The sequence below is a fragment of the Lactococcus sp. KTH0-1S genome (assembly GCF_052544945.1).
Genome location: NZ_CP195165.1, coordinates 365,280 through 386,753, shown reverse-complemented (window position 1 = coordinate 386,753; position 21,474 = coordinate 365,280). Strand labels below are relative to the sequence as shown.

Here is a 21,474-nt window from a genome sequence, read left to right as displayed (position 1 = left end):
GTTTTCTTACAGAATTACTTCATTTTTTTCAAAGACTTCTAAAGTTTTAGCATTGATTTCAAAAGTGATTGCCTTATTTTCACTGACAAGTCCTCCCTCAAAAAGAGCACCCGTAGATGGCTCTTCAAAAATCCAAAAAGCATCTATTTTTCTTGTTGAAAAATGTTGCCGAGCACTGTCAGTAAGTTCATGAATCACTTCTTCTTCCATAGTTTTATAGCCATGATAAGCAACGTGAGCAACTGTTCCACCCGCAATAATTCCCAAACCAAACTTTAGTATTTTTTTCATATGGAAATTTTAACATATTTCTTGATATAATTATAGTGTAAATCATCAAAATCTTTGCTGACAAATCTGTCAGTAAATTTTTCAGTATTCCGGAGGAGAAAAATGGAACTATTCGACAAAGTAAAAGCACTGACAGAAATTCAAGCGACTTCTGGTTTTGAGGGACCTGTTCGTGACTATTTAAAAACACGCATGATTGCTCTTGGTTATCAACCAGAATTTGATGGTCTTGGTGGTATATTTGTCACTAAAACTTCAAAAGTAGCAAATGCCCCACGTATTATGATTGCAGCCCACATGGATGAAGTTGGCTTTATGGTCAGCTCAATCAAAGCTGATGGAACATTCCGGGTCGTTCCTCTGGGTGGTTGGAATCCTTTAGTTGTCTCTGGACAACGGTTTACATTATTCACACGTACAGGTAAAAAAATTCCTGTCGTAACTGGTGGACTTCCTCCACATCTTCTTCGTGGAACTGGTGTTACTCCTCAAATTCCAGCCATTTCTGATATTGTCTTTGATGGAGCTTTTGAGAATGCTACAGAAGCTGCAGAATTTGGAATCGCTCAAGGTGATGTAATCATTCCAGAAACTGAAACAATTCTCTCTGCTAATGGTAAAAATATTATTTCTAAAGCTTGGGACAATCGTTATGGTTGTTTAATGATTCTTGAACTTCTCGAATTTTTAGCTGACAAAGAATTACCAGCTACATTGATTATCGGAGCTAATGTCCAAGAAGAAGTTGGCCTTCGTGGAGCCAAAGTTTCTACAACTATGTTCAAGCCCGATTTGTTCTTTGCTGTTGATTGTTCACCTGCTAGCGATACATTTGGTGATGACAACGGTCGTCTTGGGGAAGGAACAACGCTTCGTTTCTTTGACCCAGGTCATATCATGCTCCCTGGGATGAAAAAATTCTTGCTTGAAACTGCTGACAATGCTAAAGTTAAAACCCAAGTTTATATGGCTAAAGGTGGAACTGATGCAGGTGCTGCCCATTTAGCTAGTAATGGAGTCCCTTCAACAACGATTGGTGTTGTTGCTCGTTATATTCACAGTCATCAAACAATTTTCAATATTGATGATTTCAATCAAGCTCAAACTTTCTTGAGAAATATCGTAACATCACTTAGTACTGAAAAAGTAGCTGAAATTAAAAACTATTAAATTTTAAAATACAAAAAATCACTAGGAAACCAAATCCTAGTGATTTTTTGTATTTTATTGACCAAAGTTATAATTAGGCAATATCTTTTTCCAACCAGCAGCTATATCACTTGCCGAACCACCAATAGAAAAATCATATGTGGTTGTAGGAGCACCAGACTTTGTAGCCCAGAAGCTTGTCGTAGTGTCTCCACCGAGATTAACCTCTTGTGTCTTACCATTTGATAATTTAACATTAACTTTTCCTGGTTTTTCACCCGTAGAAACTAATACTTTACTCTTAGTCACATTTGGATCACTATTAGGGTCAGTAAATTTTTGACCAGGTCCGAAAATATTTGGATCGGCAGCATTAATTGCATTCACCAAATTAGCTGTAAATTTTGCGTTATTAATAAAACCTGAATTCTGAGACATTGCGGAATTGTCATCGTGACCAGCCCAACTACCAAGTGTCACTGAAGGTGTCGAAAGCATCATCCAAACATCTGTATAATTATCAGTTGTACCTGTTTTACCAGCCCATTGAACATTAGTTGCAAGAGAGGAATTAAGGCCTTGCAACTCACCATAAAACTTACTTGTTTTTTGAGATTTGATAGCATCTTGAAGCATATATTCCATAATGGTAGATGTTGCTTCAGAATATACTTGAGTTCCGCCAGTAGTTTGATGTTGATAAATTATATTTCCTGTATCATCTTTGATACTATCAACAATATACCATGGTTCATATTTTCCACCATTGGCTAAAGTTTGATAACCATTCGTATGCTGAACCACCGTTGGATCAATTCCTCCTCCAAGAGGAAGTGACTCTACAGAATAATCTGCAACTTCATACCCCATCTTCGTCATGTAAGGTTCAACAGATTTTCCTTTATTCAAAATCGTTTGGTAGGTCCAATAAGCAGGAATATTATAAGAAACATTCAAGGCTTCTGAAAATGGCATCATCTCCGTTCCCTTATTACCGACGTGTTCAATGTCTTGCCCACTCGAATATTTTGCGGGATAGTTAGATAGAACACTTGCTGAACCCATCAAGCCCATGTCAATTGCCGGTCCATAAGCTAGTATTGGTTTGATTGAAGAACCAGGTGAACGTTTAGTATCAAAGGCATGGTTTACTTGGCTTTGTGAAAAGTCCAAACCGCCAATAAAGCCATAAACAGCTCCTGTTTTATTATCCATTAATACATTACCAGTTTGAATAAGGCCCGTACCGTCTTGCATCAAACCACTGTAATTAGTTACAGCATTTTGCATTGCATCATATACTTGTTGATTAATAGTTGTAGTTACTGTATAACCACCGTTTTGCAATGATTGTTCAGCTAATTCTCGATAACGTTGTTTAGTACTATCATTTCCTAAATCAGTTGCCGAAACTTTATCTCGCTTAATCAAATAATTATAGATATCAGTGATTGCTTCATTATAGACAACATTATATAAATAACCATGTTCTTGTGATTGAGCTACTCCTGGTTGTAAAAATTCTGTTGAAATATCATAAGCTTTATATTTCTTGTAATCAGCTTCTGAAATATAGCCCCCTCGATAAAGATAAAACAAAACTTCTTTTTGACGCTCGAGACCGTAACTCATGTTTTCTTTTGACTTTAGAGAACCATCAGCCGCATAAGGAGAATACACGATAGGGCTTTGTGGCAACCCAGCAATAAAAGCAGCCTCAGGTATTGTTAAATCCTTAGCAGATTTTCCAAATATACCAAGAGCGGCTTCTTGAATCCCTGCAATATTTTGTCCTTTATTATTTCGCCCAAAAGGTGAGACATTTAAATAATCAGTCAAAATTTGGTCTTTAGTCAAGTAATTATTAAGTTTAAGAGCATAGACAATTTCACTAGCTTTACGTTGGAAGGTAACACTATCTCCTAAAACTTGTTGTTTAATTAGCTGTTGAGTAAGGGTTGAACCACCAGAACTTGTGCCACCACCTACTGAACCAAGAATTCCACGAACAACAGCCTTAGGAACGACTCCCTTATTCGTTTTAAAACTATCATCTTCTGTTGCAATTAAAGCATTTTTAACATTAGGAGAAATCTCGTCACTTTTGACAGTAACACGCACCAAATCACTAGAGATATCCGAAATTGCCTGACCATTACTATAATTAATGACAGAAACGCCATGAATATCATTAATTTTTGCAAGCATTTCAGTTTTATCTGGCGTCTTCGTTTGCTCAACCAATCGAGCAAAATAGCCTACACCTGTCGCCGCACCAAAAACACCCACTAAAGCAAAAATTATTCCAAAAATGATAATTAGTCCACGGACCACCTTAAAAGTGATTGACCAACCCGATTTTTCATCATTATCTTTAGGCTCTTTGGACAGATAATTACTTTTTTTACGCCGCTTATTTTCCATTTTTTCTTTTAAACGCGCACGTGTTTCTTCTTGCGAGTCAATTGAGTCTTTTTTCATGCCTTTATTATATCAAATTTAAAATAATTTTTCGCCACTTTCAGAATTTTTTTTATTAATTTGTTATAATGTAAAACAGTGCTGTTAATTTTTTTACTTTTTATCCAAAGTGGACAGTTCAATCATTATAGAAAGGATTTTTTTATGAACATTTTTGACGAACTTAAAGCACGTGGTTTGGTTTTCCAAACAACGGACGAAGCTGCGCTTTCTAAAGCGCTGACGGAGGACATGGTTTCCTATTATGTAGGATACGACCCTACCGCTGATTCCCTTCATTTAGGTAATCTTGTGCTAATTTTGACAATGAAACGTCTACAAATGGCTGGACATAAACCTTATGCGCTTGTTGGTGGTGCAACTGGTTTGATTGGTGATCCTTCTTTCAAAGATTCAGAACGTTCGCTTCAAACAAAAGACACTGTAACAAAATGGTCTGGAAAAATCCGTAGTCAGCTTGAGCGTTTCCTAGATTTTGAAAATGGTGAAAATAAGGCAGAAATGACCAATAACTACAACTGGTTTGAAAACCTGACTTTTATTGATTTCCTCAGAGATGTGGGTAAACATTTCACCGTTAACTACATGATTTCTAAAGACTCTGTAAAATCACGGATGGAAAGTGGAATTTCTTATACAGAATTTGCTTACCAAATTATGCAAGGTTATGATTTCTACGAATTGAACCAATTGCACAATGTTACTTTACAACTTGGTGGTTCCGATCAATGGGGAAATATGACTGCTGGAACAGAGCTTTTACGTCGTAAAGCGAACAAGCAAGGTCATGTTATTACTATTCCATTAATTACAGATTCAACTGGTAAAAAATTCGGTAAATCAGAGGGAAATGCAATTTGGCTTGATGCTGATAAAACATCTCCTTATGAAATGTACCAATTTTGGCTTAATGTTGATGATGCAGATGCTGTAAAAATGTTGAAAATTTTCACCTTCCTTTCATTAGAAGAGATTGCTGAAATTGAAGAACAATTTGAAGCTGCTCGCCATGAGCGTTTGGCCCAAAAAGTTTTGGCTCGTGAAGTTGTCAGCTTAGTTCACGGAAAAGCAGCTTATGAACAAGCAGTTAAAACATCAGAGATCTTATTTGGCGGTGGAGATTTGCGTCAATTAGATGCTAAATCAATCTTAACTGGTCTTAAAGCAGCACCACAACATCAAGTTACTGATGATGAAGATTTAACTTTAGTTGAACTTTTAATCTCTGCTGGAATAGCTCCTTCAAAAAGACAAGCTCGTGAAGATATTACAAATGGTGCGATTTATATCAATGGTGAACGTGTACAAGCACTTGATTATGTTCTTACAGATTCAGATAAAATTGAAAAGCGTTTAACTGTCATTCGTCGTGGGAAAAAGAAAAACTTCGTTTTGACTTATTAATAAAACAAAAATTCTGTTCTAAATGGGACAGAATTTTTTATTAAAAAAATTTGAGCATTGCACTTTCTTTTAGGCCACAATATGTTATAATAACTGTACTGAATATGTTTTTAGGTGATCAAAATGATAGATAAAAAATTTGAAGATAAGTTAAATAAATTGCGTGAGATGTACATCAATAAACGTCCTGAAGAATCTGAAAATCTTGATGATAGTAAGAAATTTGAAGCTTTCATGGCCCTTTCGGATGAAGAAAAAGAAGAAAAGCTCAACGCTAAACTTGAACTACTTACTGATAAGCTCGTTACCCTTGATGAAAAATTAGAAGATTTGTTAGCCAACGATGCAAGTGCCGACGATATTTCTGAGCTTAAATATTATATTGATGCAGTTAAAAATAAAAAATTAATTCTTGAACAAAAACTTGAATTAATTAAAAATGGTGAGTTTGATGCTGCTCGTAAAGAACGTGTAAAACGTCAGCTTACTGATTTGGAACTCAAACGTTGTAAAGCGCTTTTAGGTAAAAAAGACTGCTCAAAAATCAATGAAAAAATTGCTTTAAAGAAAAAAGCAATTAATCGTTTGAGATAAATTAGTAGATTAGGTAAAGTAGAGCTAGCTTTGATAGCTCTACTTTGTACTTTTTGGCGCTCATTAATCAATTACACAGAAAGGACTCTATGCTCCATATTATTTTTTATGTCATTATTTTCCTTTTGGTATTAGTTTTTTCAAATGTCCTTAACAAAGTTTTCCCAAAACTTGCCCTCCCTCTTATTCAAGTGGTTTTAGGACTTATTTTGGGCTTTTTTGGTGCTGACGAGGTTTTACATGTCGCACCTGAATTTTTTCTAGGATTTATTATCGCTCCTCTTCTTTTTAGAGAGAGTGAGGAGGCTGATGTCAAACATATTTTAAAACATAGTAAAATTATTTTAGTTTTAATTTTCCCTCTTGTCTTCATTACAACCCTTGGATTGGGTTTGATTTCTAATTGGATTTACATGGGATTACCTTTAGCCGCTTGTTTTGCTTTGGGGGCAAGTCTCGCTCCTACTGATGCTGTAGCTGTTGGAGCTTTATCAAAGAATTTCTCTTTCCCTCGTCGGGTTATGAGTGTTTTGCAAGGTGAAGGTTTGCTCAATGATGCTTCCGGAATTATTTCTTTTCAGATTGCTTTAGTTGCTTTAGTTACCGGTTATTTCTCTTTCCCAGATGCAACAATGAAATTAGTTATTTCAGCACTTGGTGGAGCTGCTATTGGTTTTACTTTAATTTACATCAAAGGACTTGTCTTAAGACTTCTGGAAGATGTTGACGCACGGGATGTTTCTGGTTATCTTCTTTTAGAGCTGGTTGTCCCTCTTGCTGCCTTTCTCATTTCTGAAGAGCTCCATGTTTCAGGAATTATTGCTGCAGTTGTTGCTGGAGTCATGTCAGCAAATGGTCTTAAGAGAACTACTTTATTTGATGCTCAAGTTGAAAAACTCAAGAGTACAATTTGGGATACTTTAACATTTATTTTAAATTCCTTCGTCTTTCTTTTCTTAGGAATTGAACTTTATCAACTTGTAGTTCCACTTTTAGTTGATCCTGTTTATTCATCAGCACTTTTAATTGTTCTTGCTTTTGCTTTGACAGCTGGATTATTTGCTCTTAGGTTTATCGTTATTGCCTTTTATTATTGGCTTCGTTCTCTTAAACAAAAACAACCGTTTTCTGCTTATTGGAACGATGTATTTCTCCTCACTTTTGCTGGTTCTAAAGGAACAGTAAGTATCGCAACGATTCTTTTGGTTCCACGAACTGTAGATGTTCAACCCGTTCTCGTCTTTCTAGCCGCTGCGGTAACTGGCTTAAGTTTCTTAGTTGGAATGTTCATTCTTCCTTTCTTTGCGGTTAAAAAAGTTTCTAAAGTTAATAATATCTCTAAAATTGCGATTTTATCTGAGGTAGTTGATGAATTACATCAGGATATGAAATCGGCTAAAAACCCTCAGGGTTATGATATTGCTATTGATGCTTATCAGGAACGAATTCAACAATTAATCATTGAACAAGAGTCAACAGATATGGCGATTGATTACAATGATTTGCAACTTTTGATTATCCGAATTGAATCTGAAGGTCTTGAAGTTGCTTTGCGTGAAAATAAAATTTCAATGTATACTTACCGAACTTATCAACGATATATTCGCTCATTAGAAACAAGTATTGTCCATTCACTGGTTTCTAGTATCCAATTTGTTTATGTTATTGCCTTGCGTGCTTTTCATTTACTTACCTCTCGTGTCTTACATGTTGACTTTTATTTCAAGAAAACAAAGGCGGCAATGGAAACAACGCGAGATGAAATTACTGAACTTTATTTCAATAATACCGAACTTATCTTGCAAGCTCTTGATAATTTAAATGGTGTCTTTGATGAGCAACTATTGAATTTCTTACAATCAGAACGTTTAAGAACATCTGAAATCGTTGCAACGGGTGGTCATATTTCACGGATGATGAATAAGGCTCAGCCTAACAACATAACCGAAATGATGCGGGCTTATTATTTGGAACGTAAAGTTATTTTTGAACATGAACTTTCTGGAGCAATTACTGCACGAGAAGCTAAAGATATGCGTCTTAATGTTAATATTCTTGAAGATTATTCACTTGCAAGTAATCATCATACATTACTTTTTGACTTCTTAGAACGTCGGAAAAATAAAAATTAAAATAAAAAGTTACTGACAGACCTGTCAGTAACTTTTTATTTATCAATTCTAATAATCGTTTCTAATGCAATATTTCCTTGAATCGCTCTTGAAATCATGCAAGAACTTTCTGCCCGTTTGGCAAGTTTAATTGCTTTCACTTCATCGGACGCTTTTGTCAATTTCATAGCGACATGATAAGTTATTTTTTCATAAGTAAATATTCCTTTTGTTACATCGACCACTCCTTTAGCATCTACTTTCAGATGTTCTAGAGGAATATCATTTCGCTCAAGCATGGCAGCTAGTGTAATCGAATAACAAGTACTGGCTGCCCCGAGTAGCATTTCATCAGGATTCGTTCCGACTCCTGGACCATCCATAGTTTTAGGAATCGAAATTTTTTCATTTAGTGCCCCAGCCTGTAAGTCACCGATGGAATTTCTTCCTCCTACCCAATCAATATGTGAATTAAAAAGATGTTTTACCATTTTTTATCCTTTCAATTTACTGACAGAAAAAAATATGACTCTCCTATTTTCTGTCAGTAAATTCAATAAAAAGTCTGTTCAATGACAGACTTTTCTTTAGAATGTTTGAGCTTCTAACTCTACCTTATTAATGAATTCAGCAAGAAGTTCTTCTGTTTTTTCTGGATCATAAGCATGTCCTTCAACGGCAATTTGTCTAAAATCGCTACCGATAAAATTGAAGATTGCTGACATGTAAATTGTTGCTGGATCTTGTGCTCCATAAACTCCACCATTAGCTTGTAAGTGCAAGACTTTTTTGCCATTTGCTAAACCAACAGGACCTTCGGCTGTATATTTGAATGTTTTACCGGCAACATTGACTGTATCAACCCAAGATTTAAGTTCAGCAGGAATCATCAAGTTATACATTGGATTAGCAATGACTACTTTATCAGCTGACAAAAATTGTTCTGTAAAACCAGCAAAACGAGCCAATTTATCTTTTTGTGAAGCTGTAAGTTCAGCATTTTCACCTGCGAACATTGCACTGACCAATTCAGTATTCAAAGTTGGAATATCAGCACTGAAAACATCTAGTTCTTCAATTTCATCTTCTGGATGAGCAGCTTTATAGGATTTGACGAAAGCATCAAGACCTTTGAGTGAAAGTGAATAATCAGCAGTAAGTGGGTGACCTTTTACAACAAGAAGTTTAGACATATTTTGTTCCTTTATAGAAATTATTTTTGTGTTATAAAAATTATTATAGCAAACTTTTCTAAATTATCAATATATTTAGTACGTGAAAATTTACACATGTAAACATTTTACTGACAGAAATTCTGTCAGTAAAAAAACAATCATTTAGATTGTTTTTATTTTACTTTTTACGTCCCAACAAACGGAATAAGCCAAGAACCCAAGTTACTAAAACAAGAAATGTTGAAAAATAGAAGGCCACGTGGAAACCGTGTAAAAAGACATCTGGTTGATTGTGCAAATAAGTTGTTACCTTATAGCCCAACTGATTAGACATCGCTGTGAATAAAATCAATGTTGCTAAAGACGTCCCTAAAACAAAGGCCATATTACGGGCAAGAGAATTAACTGACCCAGCAATTCCTAAATACTTACGGTCAACAGTTTCCATAATCAAAGCATTGTTTGGACTTTGGAAAATTCCCATAGACATTCCTTGAATCAAAAGAATAACAACAACTAGCCACGGAGCAGAATGCGGATTTATCAGTAAATAGCCAAGCTGTGACAAAACAATCCCTGAAATCCCTACAAAAGTAACAATTTCTTTATCCATTTTATCTGCTGCTGAACCCGCTAAAGGGCTAGCAATCAGCATAGCAACAGGATAAGCCATCATAATCATCCCTGCCAAGCCTGGCCCATAATTTCTAAAGTCTTGTAAGTAGAATGGTAACAAAATACTTGAGAACATCGCTACTGTAAAATTAAAGAGAGCCATAATAATACTCATTGAAAATAATTTTGATTTAAAAATTCCTAAATCAAGCAAAGGCTGAGCGACCTTTTTCTCTGTTAAAATAAATATTCCAAAGAGAATAAAGCCAAGCAATGCACCAATAATAATTAATGGATTGGTCCAACCCAAAGCTTGACCAAAATTAAGAGCTAAGAAAAGTAAAACAATAACAGAAGTCATTAATGTTCCACCTTTAAAATCAATATCCGACCATTTTCCACTGGTTTTTTCTTTTGGCAAAGCATGATTTCCAAAAATCCATGCTAAAATTCCGATAGGAACATTTATCCAAAAGATATAATTCCATGAAGCGATCTGTAAAATAAGTCCTCCAAGGGCAGGTCCAGCGATTGAGCCAACCGATACAAACATCGCTGAAATGGAAAGTGCTCTTGCTCGACTTTCAGGTGGGAAAATTTCTGAAATAATCCCAAAACCGGTTGCCATAAACATTGATGCCCCAATAGCCTGAATCACCCGTGCAAAAAGAAGGAAACCTAAGCCCCAACCAAAGTTTACACCAGCAAGTGCTGAGCCTAAAATAAAAATTCCCCAACCAATGCGGGCAATCCGTGATTTACCTATTAAATCGCCTAAACGACCAAAAATCAGTACAATCGCTGAAATTACAATTAAATAGATTGTCACCACCCAAGTGATTTGAGAAGTAGAGACATGAAGCTCCTTTGACATTGTTGGTAGAGCAATATTAACAATTGAACCATCCAATGTTGACATAAATGTAAATATCCCTAAGGCAATTAAAACCTTTATTCTGTCTGACATAAAATCCTTTCCTATAAATTGAGTATCATCTTCTTTAAATAAAATTCCTAATAAGTCTTGCTATACTGATGAACTCAATTAATTTTTTCTAAGTTTATAAATAACGTTGGTAATTATATCCTTGTTTCCAATCTTTGTCAAGTTTAGACTATCAATCGTAGTTTCCTAATCAAATGAAAATGCTACTCATAATATTATAAGTAGCATTTTTTATTATAAGAAATCAGCAAATTCTTCTTCTTCAGTTTGGTCCCAGTTTTCACCAGTAATTGTTGTGAGCATAATTCCTTTGACCGCACGGTCAACCATCCCCTCAACATCCATTCTCTTTTCATATTGAATACAATTTTCAAGTTTTGGATTTGTTTTTGGAGAAGGTGGTGCAAAGACAGTACAACAATCTTCAAATGGTAGAATTGATAAATTAAAAGTATCGATTTTTTCAGCTATTTCAATAATTTCATTTTTATCCATTGTTACTACTGGTCGAATAACTGGAGTATTAGTTACTTCATTAATGGCAGACATTGAGCCTAGCGTTTGGCTAGCAACTTGTCCCAAAGATTCTCCATTAATAATCACTTTTCCACCACGTTCTTCACGAACCCGATCAACCACGCGCATCATAAAACGACGTGTAATTGTCATCAAATATGCTTGTGGAGACTTGGCTTTTATTTCTTCTTGAATCTCGGTAAATGGTACTTCAATAAAGGTAATTGAACCTCCAAAAACGGTTAATTTAGCTGCTAAGTCTTTGGCTTTCTTCAAAGCTCCTGGTGAAGTGTAGGGAGGGCTAGCAAAGTGAACAGCCTCAATTTCAACTCCGCGTTTCAACGCTAAATAACCTGCAACAGGCGAATCAATTCCCCCTGAGAGCATTAGATGTCCACGTCCTGCTGTTCCGACTGGCATACCTCCAGCACCTTTTATATCTTCAAAACTAAGATAAGTCGCATCTTGTCTGATTTCAACGCGCAATGTGATATCAGGCTTTTTCATTTGTACTTTTGCGTAAGAGAAATTATCAAAAACAACATCTCCTAAAGCAATATTTAATTCTGTTGAATCTAATTCAAAGTTATGGTCAGCTCGTCTGGTAGCAATTTTAAAAGTCTGCCCTTCGCGATAAATCTCCTTAAAAAGTGCCACAACTTCTTCTTTGATAATGGGCATTGATTTTTCAACTTTGATTGAAGGTGAAAAATTTTGGATTCCAAAAACTTTTGTTAAACGATTTGAAACTTCAGCATAATCTGCTCCATTAAGTTCAATATGTGCTCTATCTCTTGCTGCTGTAATTTTTAATTCAGGCATATCTGCAAGGACTTCGCGGATATTTTTTGCCAAACGATTGATAAAGTAACCACGATTTTTTCCTTTGGTCGAAAGTTCACCATAACGAACCATGATTTCATCATATAATACAGTCATTTTTATTCTCCTATATTCTTTTGCATACTTTTAATCATTAAATACTTCAAAAAATGAACGATTTAAGTTAAAAAACCAGTCAAATCTTCTTTATTTAAAGAAAAAAAGCACGCAGCGTTCTAATTATAACACAATGTCTCCCTTTTTTTATAGGCTTTTTTAAAATTATTGTCTCATTTTATAAGGCTCTATTGAGCTTAATATACTCCATTTTAAAAGCAAAATAAAAAGCCACTAGATCATTGACCTGGTGGTAATTTTTATCGATGATTTATTTTTAAATACTTTCAGGGGAATATTTTTCAGACATAATCTGAATTAATTTTGATCCTAAAAAAATACAGTATCTGATGAGCACATAAGTAACGATTGCAATTGCTATAAGGATTTCCATATTCGCTAATAATTCTAAATTCAGGAACTGAAAAACGCTGAGTTTACTTGTTAAATTTACCGCAGTTGCAGAAATAACGAGAGGAAATGTAAAGGCAGCATAACTAGGATAAAAGGCACTTCTCAAAAGTTTTGTCAGCAAGCCTAAAGTTATAAAATAGATAGCTTGCGATAAAATAAATAAAAAGATAACGAATATTTTAGATTTTGATTCTACAACAGTGAGGTATCCTACTAAACCAAGTGAACCTGGTGCTGTGATAATTGTAATCAAAGGAAGTAAAGATTTGTGCATTTTTCGTAAAATGAAAACTCTATGCATAACAATAGGAAGAAGAATAAAGTAAAAGAGTAATGTTATCCAAACCACAACTTTACCCACTTCAAGACCGAAATCTGGTGATGTTGCCGATATTACCCCAATGCCTACAAAAGTAATAAACCAGCTTGGATAAACATCATGTATTTTTAATTCTTTTGGTAGCACATGAAGATAAATAAAATACATCATTAAGATAAGATGCAAGATTAAAGCAGTCCACCAAATAACATTCGCAAGAAGACTAAAGCCGGACAAACGTTTTAAAAATACGCTTAGTACCATTAAAGACATCGTAAAAGTTGGTGAAACAGAGGCTACAATTGGGTCATTCAAAGTCGAAATTGTATGTTTCATTGCCAATACTATCTTGAGCAAAATTAAAAACATCAGGAATAAACCTAACATATCGTAAGAATTTCCTAAAATAGGATAACCTTTACTGTAAAGGAGATTCCCTAAGGATATTAAACCCAAAATTAAGCCACATATCGGGAGGGGAATTTGTTTTAAAAATGATATGAATTTTGAATACATCATAGACTCCTCTTTCTATATTTTTTATTAATTCGTCTTAAATAATTGATTCTATTAATAATATATAATAGTTGAATTAATTTGTAAAATAAATTATTATAATCATATAAATTAAAAAAAATAATTTGTTATTTTGTATTTTAGGGAGAAAATCACATGTTTTCATTATTTGAGACCTTTATCGTCGTTTATGAAACTAAAAGTTTTACCTTAGCTGGAAAATATTTATTTATTTCCCAACCCACTGTAACCGTGAGAATCAAGAAACTCGAAGAAGAATTAAAATCAACATTATTTTTGAGAGGGAAACATCAAGAAATTATTCCGACTGAAGCCGCCATATTATTCTATCCCAAGGCTATTGCCTATCTAAAAAAATGGGAGGAAGATCAAGCTGAGGTTCAAAAAAAATCTCTTGCAAAGCATCCTTTCAAAATTGGGGTTTCACACAGTGCTGCTCTAAGTATTATGCCGAGAATATTTAAAGTATTTGAAGGCGAGTTGGAACATTTAGATGTAGAAATTAATATGTATGACTCAGAAAAAGTATTTGAATTAGTTGCAAATCATGATTTACATTTTGGAATCATTGAGCGATTACTCATTAGCGATCAAACCGAAACATTTCCTTTATTTTTAGATGAATTAGTACTTGCCGGAAATATGGATTCAGAAACTTTCTTTACCAGAGAATCTGGTTCAGGAATTGGATATTATATCAAAAGATATCTCAAATCCGCTCCTTCTGCTCAAAGAAACATTGTTCGTATGAATAGCAATGAGATGATTATTTCCCATATCAAAGCAGGCTTAGGTTCTTCTTTAATTTCTAAATCATTTTTAACTGATGATATCCCTTATCAAGAACTTGGGAGTAATTATCATAGAGAGTTTCTAGGAGTTTCTTTTGATGAAGAAAAAGACCCTGTGATTCAAAAATTAATTAGTAAAATAAAAAAAGAAACCGAAATTCATTAGAATTAATAAAAATAGAAAAACATGAGCAAGCTGCTTTTGTTTTTTATTATTTTTATTAATAATAACGATAAAATAAATTCATTTTACACATTAAAAAAATAGGGATAAAATAATTATAGATTTTATAAAAGACATCAGAAAAAGGGGTTGAAGGAGGAGATAAAATTGGCTTTTATCATCATTAGTTTTGTGATTTCTATTATTTTAATTTTATGTACTATGATTAGTTATCTTTGGCTTTTTAACAGATAGGCTTTATAAAAATATATAAAAAAATTGAAAAGGAGCTAAAAATGAAAATTACAAGCAGAAAAGTAGTTGTTATAGGAACAGGTTTTGTTGGAACAAGTATTGCTTATTCAATGATTAATCAAGGACTTGTTAATGAGTTGGTTTTGATAGATGTTAATCAGGATAAAGCTGAGGGTGAAGCCTTAGATTTATTAGATGGCGTTTCTTGGGGGCAAGAAAATGTTATTGTGAGAGCTGGAGATTACAAGGACTGTAAAAATGCTGATATTGTGGTCGTTACGGCTGGTGTGAATCAAAAACCAGGTCAATCACGTTTAGATTTGGTTAATACAAATGCTAAAATTATGCGCTCAATCGTGACTCAGGTTATGGATTCAGGTTTTGATGGTATTTTTGTAATTGCTTCAAATCCTGTGGATATTCTTACCTATGTCGCTTGGGAAACTTCTGGTCTTGATCAATCTCGAATTGTCGGAACTGGTACAACTTTGGATACTACTCGTTTTAGAAAAGAGTTGGCCACAAAGCTAGAAATTGATCCACGGAGCGTTCATGGATATATTATTGGCGAACATGGCGATTCTGAAGTTGCAGTTTGGTCACACACGACGGTAGGTGGAAAACCTATTCTTGAATTTATTGTTAAAAATAAAAAAATAGGGGTTGAAGATTTGTCAAATTTGTCAAATAAGGTAAAAAATGCTGCCTATGAGATTATTGATAAAAAACAGGCTACTTATTACGGCATTGGAATGAGTACAGCTAGAATTGTCAAAGCCATCTTAAATAATGAACAAGCAATTCTACCAGTTTCTGCCTATTTACGTGGTGAATATGGTCAAGAAGGTGTCTTTACCGGTGTTCCATCTATTGTAAATCAAAATGGTGTTAGAGAAATCATTGAACTAAATATTGATGCTTATGAAAAGAAACAATTTGAAAAATCTGTCAGTCAACTTAAAGAGGTAATAGAATCTATTAAGTAATCTATCCAGACCTTACAAATATAAAGGAAAATAAAATGCTTGCTCTACTCTTTTTAGTCATTGCTTCACTTTGGGGATTAATCTGGTTTAACATGAATGAGTCCGATTGATTAATAATTTTTTACTAGGTTCAAAAATTTAACTGATAATAATTAGCACAAAAAAGTCACTAAATCTCTGGTTTAGTGACTTTATTATCGTTTTAATTCTAATTATTTGATTAAAAGGCTTATTAAAATAAGTGCAAGAACTACTTGAAAGACTAAAGTAGATAAACCATAAATCAGTAATTTTTTTCCTGCTTTTATAAATTCAATCAAATTTAGTCGTAAACCAATAGCAGCTAAGGCAATGGTTTCACACCAACCGGATAGAAATTTTGCGACAGCTGAAACTTCCGGCACAAAATGAATCAATGTATCTAAAGTGCAAAGCACTAAGAAACCAAGAACATACCATGGTAAAAAAGAATTTCTTTTAATTTTTATTTGAGTAGGTCCTTGTTCATTTATTTTTCGTTTTTTACTTCTGAAACCAAAATATAAAACAACAAAAACGAGCATGATAATTCGCATAATTTTAAATAGAGTGGCTAAGGTTGTTGTGTTTGGATTTAACATTGTTGCTGAAGCAACGACTTGACCAACAGATTGTTCTGTTCCACCAATCAGTGCCCCCCTTAATAAATCATTATTACCGAATATCCAAGTTCCTAAAAATGGAAGACTTAGCATTAAAATAGTTCCCATAAGATTGACCATCGCAATCGATGTTCTTTTCTCACTGGTTTCAGCTCCAATAACTGGTTCAACTGCGGCAATTGCTGATGAACCACAAACTGCATTTCCAGAAGCCATTAGGGCAGAAACATTAGCAGAAAATCCTAGTTTTTTACCCATAAACAAAACAAAAATAATTGTTGAAATCATTTGTATTAGTATAAATCCTACTCCGGAGAATCCTAACTTACCAATGGTTTGGAAAGTGACTGTGGCCCCTAAAAACATCACTGAAAATTCCAGAAGTTTTTTTTCTGACCAAGCTGTTCCTGCAAATAAAGTGACTTGTTTGAAGTACAAATTACCTAAAATAATTCCTAATAATATTGCAATGGTTGCTGAACCTAAACTATGGAAGATAAAACGATTGAGTAAATAACTTACTATAGCAATGGCAAAGGAGAGCAGAAATCCTGGCAAAATACTCATTATGGCCTGTCTATCATTTTTAATATCATTTTTTAATTTTAACATTTTTCTACTTTTTCCTTTTTAATTGTCTAGCATCAATTAGTTTACACAATCTCCTTTATTTTGTAAAATAAATTATTATCATTTTTAAAATTACTTTTATTAATTAAAGGAAGATTTATGTTCGCTTTACTCGAAACTTTTATTGCTGTGTTTGAAACCAAAAGCTTTACCAGAGCTGCTAATCAATGTTTTATTTCACAGCCAACCGCAACTGTTAGAATTAAAAAATTGGAGGAAGAACTAAAAGTTCAACTTTTTTCAAGAGGGCAACACCAAGAAGTCATTCCTAAAGAGAGTGCCGACCTTCTTTATCCTAAGGCTTTAAAAACGCTCAATGATTGGAATGAATTACAGTTTTCCTTGAAAAATCAGACACCTAGTCGTAAACCTTTTAAAATTGCTGCTTCCCATAGTTCAGCAACTACTGTTTTACCTTTGATTTTTAAAAATTTAATTCCTGAACTTGAACAACTTAACATTGAATTAATGATGCTTGATTCTCAAGAGGTTTTTGATTTAATTCGTAATCATGAAATTCATTTTGGAATTATTGAAAAACCGATGATGGATGAAACCATCGAAACTTTCCCACTTTTTAAAGATGAACTCGTTCTTGCTGGCAATCCAGAAAGTGACATCTTTTTTATTCGCGAAGCAGGGTCTGGTGTGGCTCATTATACACATAATTATCTTAAGGAAAATAATCTTAATCCAAAGAATTTGGTCAGCGTCAATAACAATGATATGATTGTCAGTCAACTTAAGGCTGGCATTGGCCTGTCATTGATTTCAAAACGATTTATTGATGAAAATATTGCTTTTCAAGGTCTTGGCGAACGTTATCAACGCATTTTTTATGGTCTTTCCTTCTTGTCTGAACAAGACAAATTGCTCAAAACTGTGATTAAAAAAATCAAAGATTTAAGTGAGTTTTAAAAAATTTACTGACAGAAGTTCTTTAAGGTCATTCATCATTTTCTAAATTTCTGTCAGTCATTTTATCAGCATTTTTTACTGACAGTAAAAAAATCTTCTCAAGCCTATGCTTAAAGCGTTTACTGACAAAAAAATTTCTGTTAATTTTTTGAAAATATGTTAAAATAGAGAGAATAAAAAATTACAAGGAGTACTATTTTGGCTGAAATCGAAGAACTTAATGACCAAATGAAAGTCCGCCGTGAAAAAATGGAAAACCTGCGCGAAGCGGGAATTGACCCATTTGGACATAAATTTACACGTACGCACAACTCACAAGAACTACACGAAGCTTATGACGAAAAGACGAAAGAAGAATTGCATGAACTTGCACTTTCAGGAATTGTCGCTGGTCGTTTGATGACTAAACGTGGTAAAGGTAAAGTCGGTTTCGCCCATCTTCAAGACCGCGAAGGCCAAATTCAACTTTATGTTCGTAAAGATGAAGTCGGCGAAGAAAATTATGAAATTTTCAAAAAAGCTGACCTCGGAGATTTCCTTGGCGTTGAAGGCGAAATCATGAAAACTGACATGGGTGAATTGTCAATTAAAGCAAAAAAATTGACTTTCCTCTCAAAAGCGCTTCGTCCTTTGCCTGAAAAATTCCATGGTTTGACTGACACTGAAACACGTTATCGTAAACGTTATTTGGATTTGATTTCAAATAAAGAAAGCTTCAATCGTTTTGTCACTCGTTCTAAAATTATCAGTGAAATCCGTCGTTATATGGATGGTCGTGGATATCTTGAAGTTGAAACTCCAGTACTTAACAACGAAGCCGGTGGTGCTGCTGCTCGCCCATTCTACACACATCATAACAGTCTTGATATTGATATGGCGCTTCGTATTGCAACTGAATTACACTTGAAACGTTTGATTGTTGGTGGAATGGAAAAAGTTTATGAACTTGGGCGTGTCTTCCGTAACGAAGGAATGGATATGACTCATAATCCAGAATTCACAACAATGGAATCTTATGAAGCTTATGCTGATTTTGAAGATATCATGGATTTGACAGAAGGAATCTTCCAACATGTTGCTAAAACAGTGGTTGGTCAAGATGTTCTTGAATACGATGGTAAAGAAATCAATGTTGGCGGAAAATTCAAACGTGTTCACATGGTTGATGCCATCAAGGAAGTTGCTGGAGTTGATTTCTGGCCTGAGATGACTTTTGAAGAAGCAACAGCTCTTGCTAAAGAACATGATATTCATGTTGAAAAACATTTCACTTCTGTTGGTCATATCATTAACGAATTCTTTGAAAAATATGTGGAAGAAACTTTGATTCAACCTACTTTCGTTTTTGGTCATCCAAAAGAAATTTCACCACTTGCTAAAATGAATGAAAAAGACCCACGTTTTACTGACCGTTTTGAACTTTTCATCAACGGTAAAGAATACGCCAATGCTTTCAGCGAATTGAATGACCCAATTGACCAATTGGAACGTTTTGAAGCTCAAGCTAAAGCTAAAGAACTTGGGGATGATGAAGCAACTGGTGTCGATTACGATTACGTTGAAGCACTCGAACACGGTATGCCACCAACAGGTGGACTCGGTATCGGGATTGACCGCTTAGTGATGCTCTTTACTGGCACAACTTCAATCCGTGACGTTTTACTTTTCCCAACTATGAAATAAAAAATAAAAACCGCTTCCCGCGGTTTTTTTATTTCTGTCAGTAAATTTTTATTGGCAAAAGTACTGACAGAAATTAGCTACACTTAAATTTTAACTTATACAAATTCAAAACTTTGGTCAGCAACATAAATCTGATTTTTGGGAATTCCAACGGCTTTTATTTTCTTATCTTTACTAATAAAAATAGCGCCATAAACTTCTGGATTTTCTGTCAGCCAATTTTCAATTGGACCGTCAGCAAAAAATAATCGGGTCGTTTCAATTTCACCATCAATTGATTTTTTCGATAAAACAGTAACACTGGCCAGCTGATTATGGTGTGGATAACCTGTTTTGGAGTCAATAATATGATGATAAATCTTATCATTCACTTTCAAGTAACGCTCAGAAATCCCCGAAGTCACAACAGAACCTTCACCAGACAAAAGCTGTAGCACAGGTTTTTTATCATTAGTTAATGGATTTCTAATGCCTATGCGCCATTTTTTATCTATCTGATGCGGAGCTTCTCCCACCAATAGAAGATTTCCTCCTAGATTAATGATGCCGGAAGAGATACCGTAAGCATGCCAAAAATCTTTAATCCGGTCGGCAATATAACCTTTTGCTATCGCTCCTAAGTCAATTTCCATCCCTTTTTCTGGCAAAAAAATTGAAAATTCATCATCCCTTAGAATAATCCTATCTGGATTAATTATTTTTAACTTTTCATCTATTTCTGCTTGAGTTGGCAATTTAGCGTCTGAAAAGCCAATATGCCAAAGTTTAACGAGAGGACCAATTGCTGTATTAAAACCAAATGCTTCCTTGCTTTTTTCAAGCGCTATTTTTGTTAAGCCATAAACTGCTCCTGATACTTGAACAGGCTCTATTCCTGCTTTATGATTGACAGCCATCAATTCTGATTGGTCACGATTTACTGTAAAAAGCTGCTCATAATACTTGATTAATTGATAAGTTTTATCTAATAACTCCTCGTCTTGATGACCATAAATTGTTAAGCTAATGACTGTCCCTAAAGCTCGATAAGTTTTGGAAATTTTCAAGGTTGACTTTTTTTCTAAAATTTTCATCAGTCTTCTTCTTCCGATTTTCCTCTTAGTTCTCCAATATCATCAAACTCCCAAGTTTCTCCCTCTTCCAAAAATTGTAGATAAGCCGAATTTTCAGGTTCAATCACTTCTTCATACTCAGAAGCTCCTGTATCTGCATCGGAAAGAACTGGCAATCCTTGATTCGTTTCTTTAGTCCACCAAACTTCCTCAGTTTTTGTAGAGTTTTTACTTTCCTCACTCTCAATTATTTCTTTATTATTCTCTTTTTTTGGTGAAGGAAATCGCATCGGTTTTAATGTTTTACTATAAATCATAAAATTATTAAAACAATGCTCCAACCAGCTAATTGTCCGTTCATCTATCAATTCATCTTGTTGATTAAATGCTTCAGCTGCTCGTCCTAAAAGAAATTGATTGGAAGGTAAAACAAAAGCATCCAGACCCGGTGAACTCAAAATTTGTCGAAGGTTTTCTTGGGCAAAAACAGTTCCCATATTTCCCAGAGAAACCCCAACAATCATAACCGGCAAACTGTTCAATGGCTGAGGTTTCATCCATGACAGCCATTCTATCAATGATTTCAAAGCAGCAGTAATCGCATGATCATATTCAGGCGTTGAAAAAATCAAACCATCCCCTTCTCTTATTGCCTCCGCAATTTTCTGAACACCTTCAGGAATTTCTCTGATATCCTCAGAAAATAGTGGCAGGTCTATAATTTCTACTATTTCAATTTGTGCTTCTTTTGTAAAATGCTTTTTCATGTACCAAAGGAGTTTTCGATTATAAGAAAAACTAGCATTGGTCCCAACAATGGCGATAAACTTCATCCCATTCCCTCTTTCACTTGGTAATTTTGGG

At 34.5% G+C, this 21,474-nt stretch carries 18 protein-coding genes; 8 read left to right on the top strand and 10 right to left on the bottom strand.

Annotated features, from left to right (window positions below; translation table 11 throughout):
- Positions 1-6 precede the first annotated feature (6 nt).
- Positions 7-291, bottom strand: coding sequence for a hypothetical protein (locus ACRYLU_RS01930; RefSeq protein WP_195362615.1), 285 nt, complete (start codon positions 289-291; stop codon positions 7-9).
- 102 nt (positions 292-393) lie between these two features.
- Between ACRYLU_RS01930 and pepA the strand changes: the two genes are divergently transcribed.
- Positions 394-1,461: a glutamyl aminopeptidase gene (gene pepA / locus ACRYLU_RS01925; protein ID WP_058205996.1), complete on the top strand. Its 1,068-nt coding sequence runs from the start codon at positions 394-396 to the stop codon at positions 1,459-1,461.
- Positions 1,462-1,515: 54 nt separating this feature from the next.
- Here the strand turns inward: pepA and ACRYLU_RS01920 are convergent, their stop codons facing one another.
- The gene (locus tag ACRYLU_RS01920; protein WP_038599171.1) at positions 1,516-3,921 is read right to left on the bottom strand and encodes a transglycosylase domain-containing protein; all 2,406 of its coding nucleotides are present in this window, start codon (positions 3,919-3,921) and stop codon (positions 1,516-1,518) included.
- A gap of 144 nt (positions 3,922-4,065) precedes the next feature.
- Between ACRYLU_RS01920 and tyrS the strand changes: the two genes are divergently transcribed.
- The 3 genes from tyrS (at position 4,066) to ACRYLU_RS01905 (ending at position 8,051) form a co-directional block, all read left to right on the top strand.
- Positions 4,066-5,325 (top strand): tyrosine--tRNA ligase, encoded by a 1,260-nt coding sequence (gene tyrS, locus ACRYLU_RS01915; RefSeq protein ID WP_038599168.1) that lies wholly within the window; start codon positions 4,066-4,068, stop codon positions 5,323-5,325.
- 123 nt (positions 5,326-5,448) lie between these two features.
- Positions 5,449-5,919 carry a hypothetical protein gene (locus tag ACRYLU_RS01910; protein WP_038599165.1) on the top strand — a complete coding sequence of 157 codons (471 nt, stop codon included), beginning with the start codon at positions 5,449-5,451 and terminating at the stop codon, positions 5,917-5,919.
- Between the two features lie 89 nt (positions 5,920-6,008).
- A complete protein-coding gene (locus ACRYLU_RS01905; protein WP_445081123.1) occupies positions 6,009-8,051 on the top strand; it encodes a cation:proton antiporter in 2,043 nt (680 codons plus the stop codon).
- Positions 8,052-8,086: 35 nt separating this feature from the next.
- Here ACRYLU_RS01905 and ACRYLU_RS01900 read toward each other — a convergent pair whose 3' ends face one another.
- The 5 genes from ACRYLU_RS01900 to ACRYLU_RS01880 form a co-directional block, all read right to left on the bottom strand.
- A complete protein-coding gene (locus ACRYLU_RS01900) occupies positions 8,087-8,521 on the bottom strand; it encodes an OsmC family protein (protein ID WP_445081122.1) in 435 nt (144 codons plus the stop codon).
- A 96-nt stretch (positions 8,522-8,617) separates the two neighbouring features.
- The gene (locus ACRYLU_RS01895; RefSeq protein ID WP_038599155.1) at positions 8,618-9,223 is read right to left on the bottom strand and encodes an FMN-dependent NADH-azoreductase; all 606 of its coding nucleotides are present in this window, start codon (positions 9,221-9,223) and stop codon (positions 8,618-8,620) included.
- A gap of 160 nt (positions 9,224-9,383) precedes the next feature.
- Complete coding sequence (locus tag ACRYLU_RS01890; RefSeq protein WP_445081121.1) at positions 9,384-10,787, bottom strand: MFS transporter; 1,404 nt, start codon at positions 10,785-10,787, stop codon at positions 9,384-9,386.
- Between the two features lie 213 nt (positions 10,788-11,000).
- Positions 11,001-12,221, bottom strand: coding sequence for a tRNA uracil 4-sulfurtransferase ThiI (gene thiI / locus ACRYLU_RS01885; RefSeq protein ID WP_445081120.1), 1,221 nt, complete (start codon positions 12,219-12,221; stop codon positions 11,001-11,003).
- A 277-nt stretch (positions 12,222-12,498) separates the two neighbouring features.
- Entirely contained in the window at positions 12,499-13,473 is a 975-nt protein-coding gene (locus ACRYLU_RS01880) for a TDT family transporter (RefSeq protein ID WP_445081119.1), read from the bottom strand.
- Between the two features lie 153 nt (positions 13,474-13,626).
- Here ACRYLU_RS01880 and ACRYLU_RS01875 point away from each other — a divergent pair, with 153 nt between their 5' ends.
- Together ACRYLU_RS01875 and ACRYLU_RS01870 are read left to right on the top strand one after the other, a co-directional pair.
- The gene (locus ACRYLU_RS01875; protein WP_098393168.1) at positions 13,627-14,448 is read left to right on the top strand and encodes a LysR family transcriptional regulator; all 822 of its coding nucleotides are present in this window, start codon (positions 13,627-13,629) and stop codon (positions 14,446-14,448) included.
- 293 nt (positions 14,449-14,741) lie between these two features.
- Positions 14,742-15,686, top strand: a complete 945-nt coding sequence (locus ACRYLU_RS01870) for an L-lactate dehydrogenase (RefSeq protein ID WP_003131609.1) — start codon at positions 14,742-14,744, stop codon at positions 15,684-15,686.
- Between the two features lie 212 nt (positions 15,687-15,898).
- On the opposite strand, the gene ACRYLU_RS01865 is transcribed toward ACRYLU_RS01870, so the two are convergent.
- Positions 15,899-16,894, bottom strand: a complete 996-nt coding sequence (locus tag ACRYLU_RS01865; protein ID WP_445081364.1) for a YeiH family protein — start codon at positions 16,892-16,894, stop codon at positions 15,899-15,901.
- A gap of 162 nt (positions 16,895-17,056) precedes the next feature.
- On the opposite strand from ACRYLU_RS01865, the gene ACRYLU_RS01860 reads away from it, so the two are divergent.
- Positions 17,057-17,875, top strand: a complete 819-nt coding sequence (locus ACRYLU_RS01860) for a LysR substrate-binding domain-containing protein (RefSeq protein WP_445081118.1) — start codon at positions 17,057-17,059, stop codon at positions 17,873-17,875.
- Between the two features lie 198 nt (positions 17,876-18,073).
- A complete protein-coding gene (gene lysS, locus ACRYLU_RS01855) occupies positions 18,074-19,558 on the top strand; it encodes a lysine--tRNA ligase (RefSeq protein ID WP_010905307.1) in 1,485 nt (494 codons plus the stop codon).
- A 95-nt stretch (positions 19,559-19,653) separates the two neighbouring features.
- Here lysS and ACRYLU_RS01850 read toward each other — a convergent pair whose 3' ends face one another.
- Together ACRYLU_RS01850 and ACRYLU_RS01845 are read right to left on the bottom strand one after the other, a co-directional pair.
- Positions 19,654-20,631, bottom strand: coding sequence for an FAD:protein FMN transferase (locus ACRYLU_RS01850; RefSeq protein WP_038599137.1), 978 nt, complete (start codon positions 20,629-20,631; stop codon positions 19,654-19,656).
- Entirely contained in the window at positions 20,631-21,443 is an 813-nt protein-coding gene (locus ACRYLU_RS01845; protein WP_445081117.1) for an NADPH-dependent FMN reductase, read from the bottom strand. Before ACRYLU_RS01845 ends, ACRYLU_RS01850 begins: the two co-directional genes overlap by 1 nt.
- Positions 21,444-21,474 lie beyond the last annotated feature (31 nt).

Bases quoted from the DNA above. Each gene is read 5' to 3' on its own strand.
- ACRYLU_RS01900 (WP_445081122.1), bottom strand. From the start codon at position 8,521: ATGGTAAAACATCTTTTTAATTCACATATTGATTGGGTAGGAGGAAGA.
- ACRYLU_RS01880 (WP_445081119.1), bottom strand. From the start codon at position 13,473: ATGATGTATTCAAAATTCATATCATTTTTAAAACAAATTCCCCTCCCG.
- ACRYLU_RS01910 (WP_038599165.1), top strand. From the start codon at position 5,449: ATGATAGATAAAAAATTTGAAGATAAGTTAAATAAATTGCGTGAGATG.
- ACRYLU_RS01890 (WP_445081121.1), bottom strand. From the start codon at position 10,787: ATGTCAGACAGAATAAAGGTTTTAATTGCCTTAGGGATATTTACATTT.
- ACRYLU_RS01875 (WP_098393168.1), top strand. From the start codon at position 13,627: ATGTTTTCATTATTTGAGACCTTTATCGTCGTTTATGAAACTAAAAGT.
- ACRYLU_RS01895 (WP_038599155.1), bottom strand. From the start codon at position 9,223: ATGTCTAAACTTCTTGTTGTAAAAGGTCACCCACTTACTGCTGATTAT.
- tyrS (WP_038599168.1), top strand. From the start codon at position 4,066: ATGAACATTTTTGACGAACTTAAAGCACGTGGTTTGGTTTTCCAAACA.
- ACRYLU_RS01850 (WP_038599137.1), bottom strand. From the start codon at position 20,631: ATGAAAATTTTAGAAAAAAAGTCAACCTTGAAAATTTCCAAAACTTAT.
- ACRYLU_RS01930 (WP_195362615.1), bottom strand. From the start codon at position 291: ATGAAAAAAATACTAAAGTTTGGTTTGGGAATTATTGCGGGTGGAACA.
- ACRYLU_RS01870 (WP_003131609.1), top strand. From the start codon at position 14,742: ATGAAAATTACAAGCAGAAAAGTAGTTGTTATAGGAACAGGTTTTGTT.
- ACRYLU_RS01920 (WP_038599171.1), bottom strand. From the start codon at position 3,921: ATGAAAAAAGACTCAATTGACTCGCAAGAAGAAACACGTGCGCGTTTA.
- thiI (WP_445081120.1), bottom strand. From the start codon at position 12,221: ATGACTGTATTATATGATGAAATCATGGTTCGTTATGGTGAACTTTCG.
- ACRYLU_RS01845 (WP_445081117.1), bottom strand. From the start codon at position 21,443: ATGAAGTTTATCGCCATTGTTGGGACCAATGCTAGTTTTTCTTATAAT.
- ACRYLU_RS01865 (WP_445081364.1), bottom strand. From the start codon at position 16,894: ATGAGTATTTTGCCAGGATTTCTGCTCTCCTTTGCCATTGCTATAGTA.
- ACRYLU_RS01860 (WP_445081118.1), top strand. From the start codon at position 17,057: ATGTTCGCTTTACTCGAAACTTTTATTGCTGTGTTTGAAACCAAAAGC.
- ACRYLU_RS01905 (WP_445081123.1), top strand. From the start codon at position 6,009: ATGCTCCATATTATTTTTTATGTCATTATTTTCCTTTTGGTATTAGTT.
- pepA (WP_058205996.1), top strand. From the start codon at position 394: ATGGAACTATTCGACAAAGTAAAAGCACTGACAGAAATTCAAGCGACT.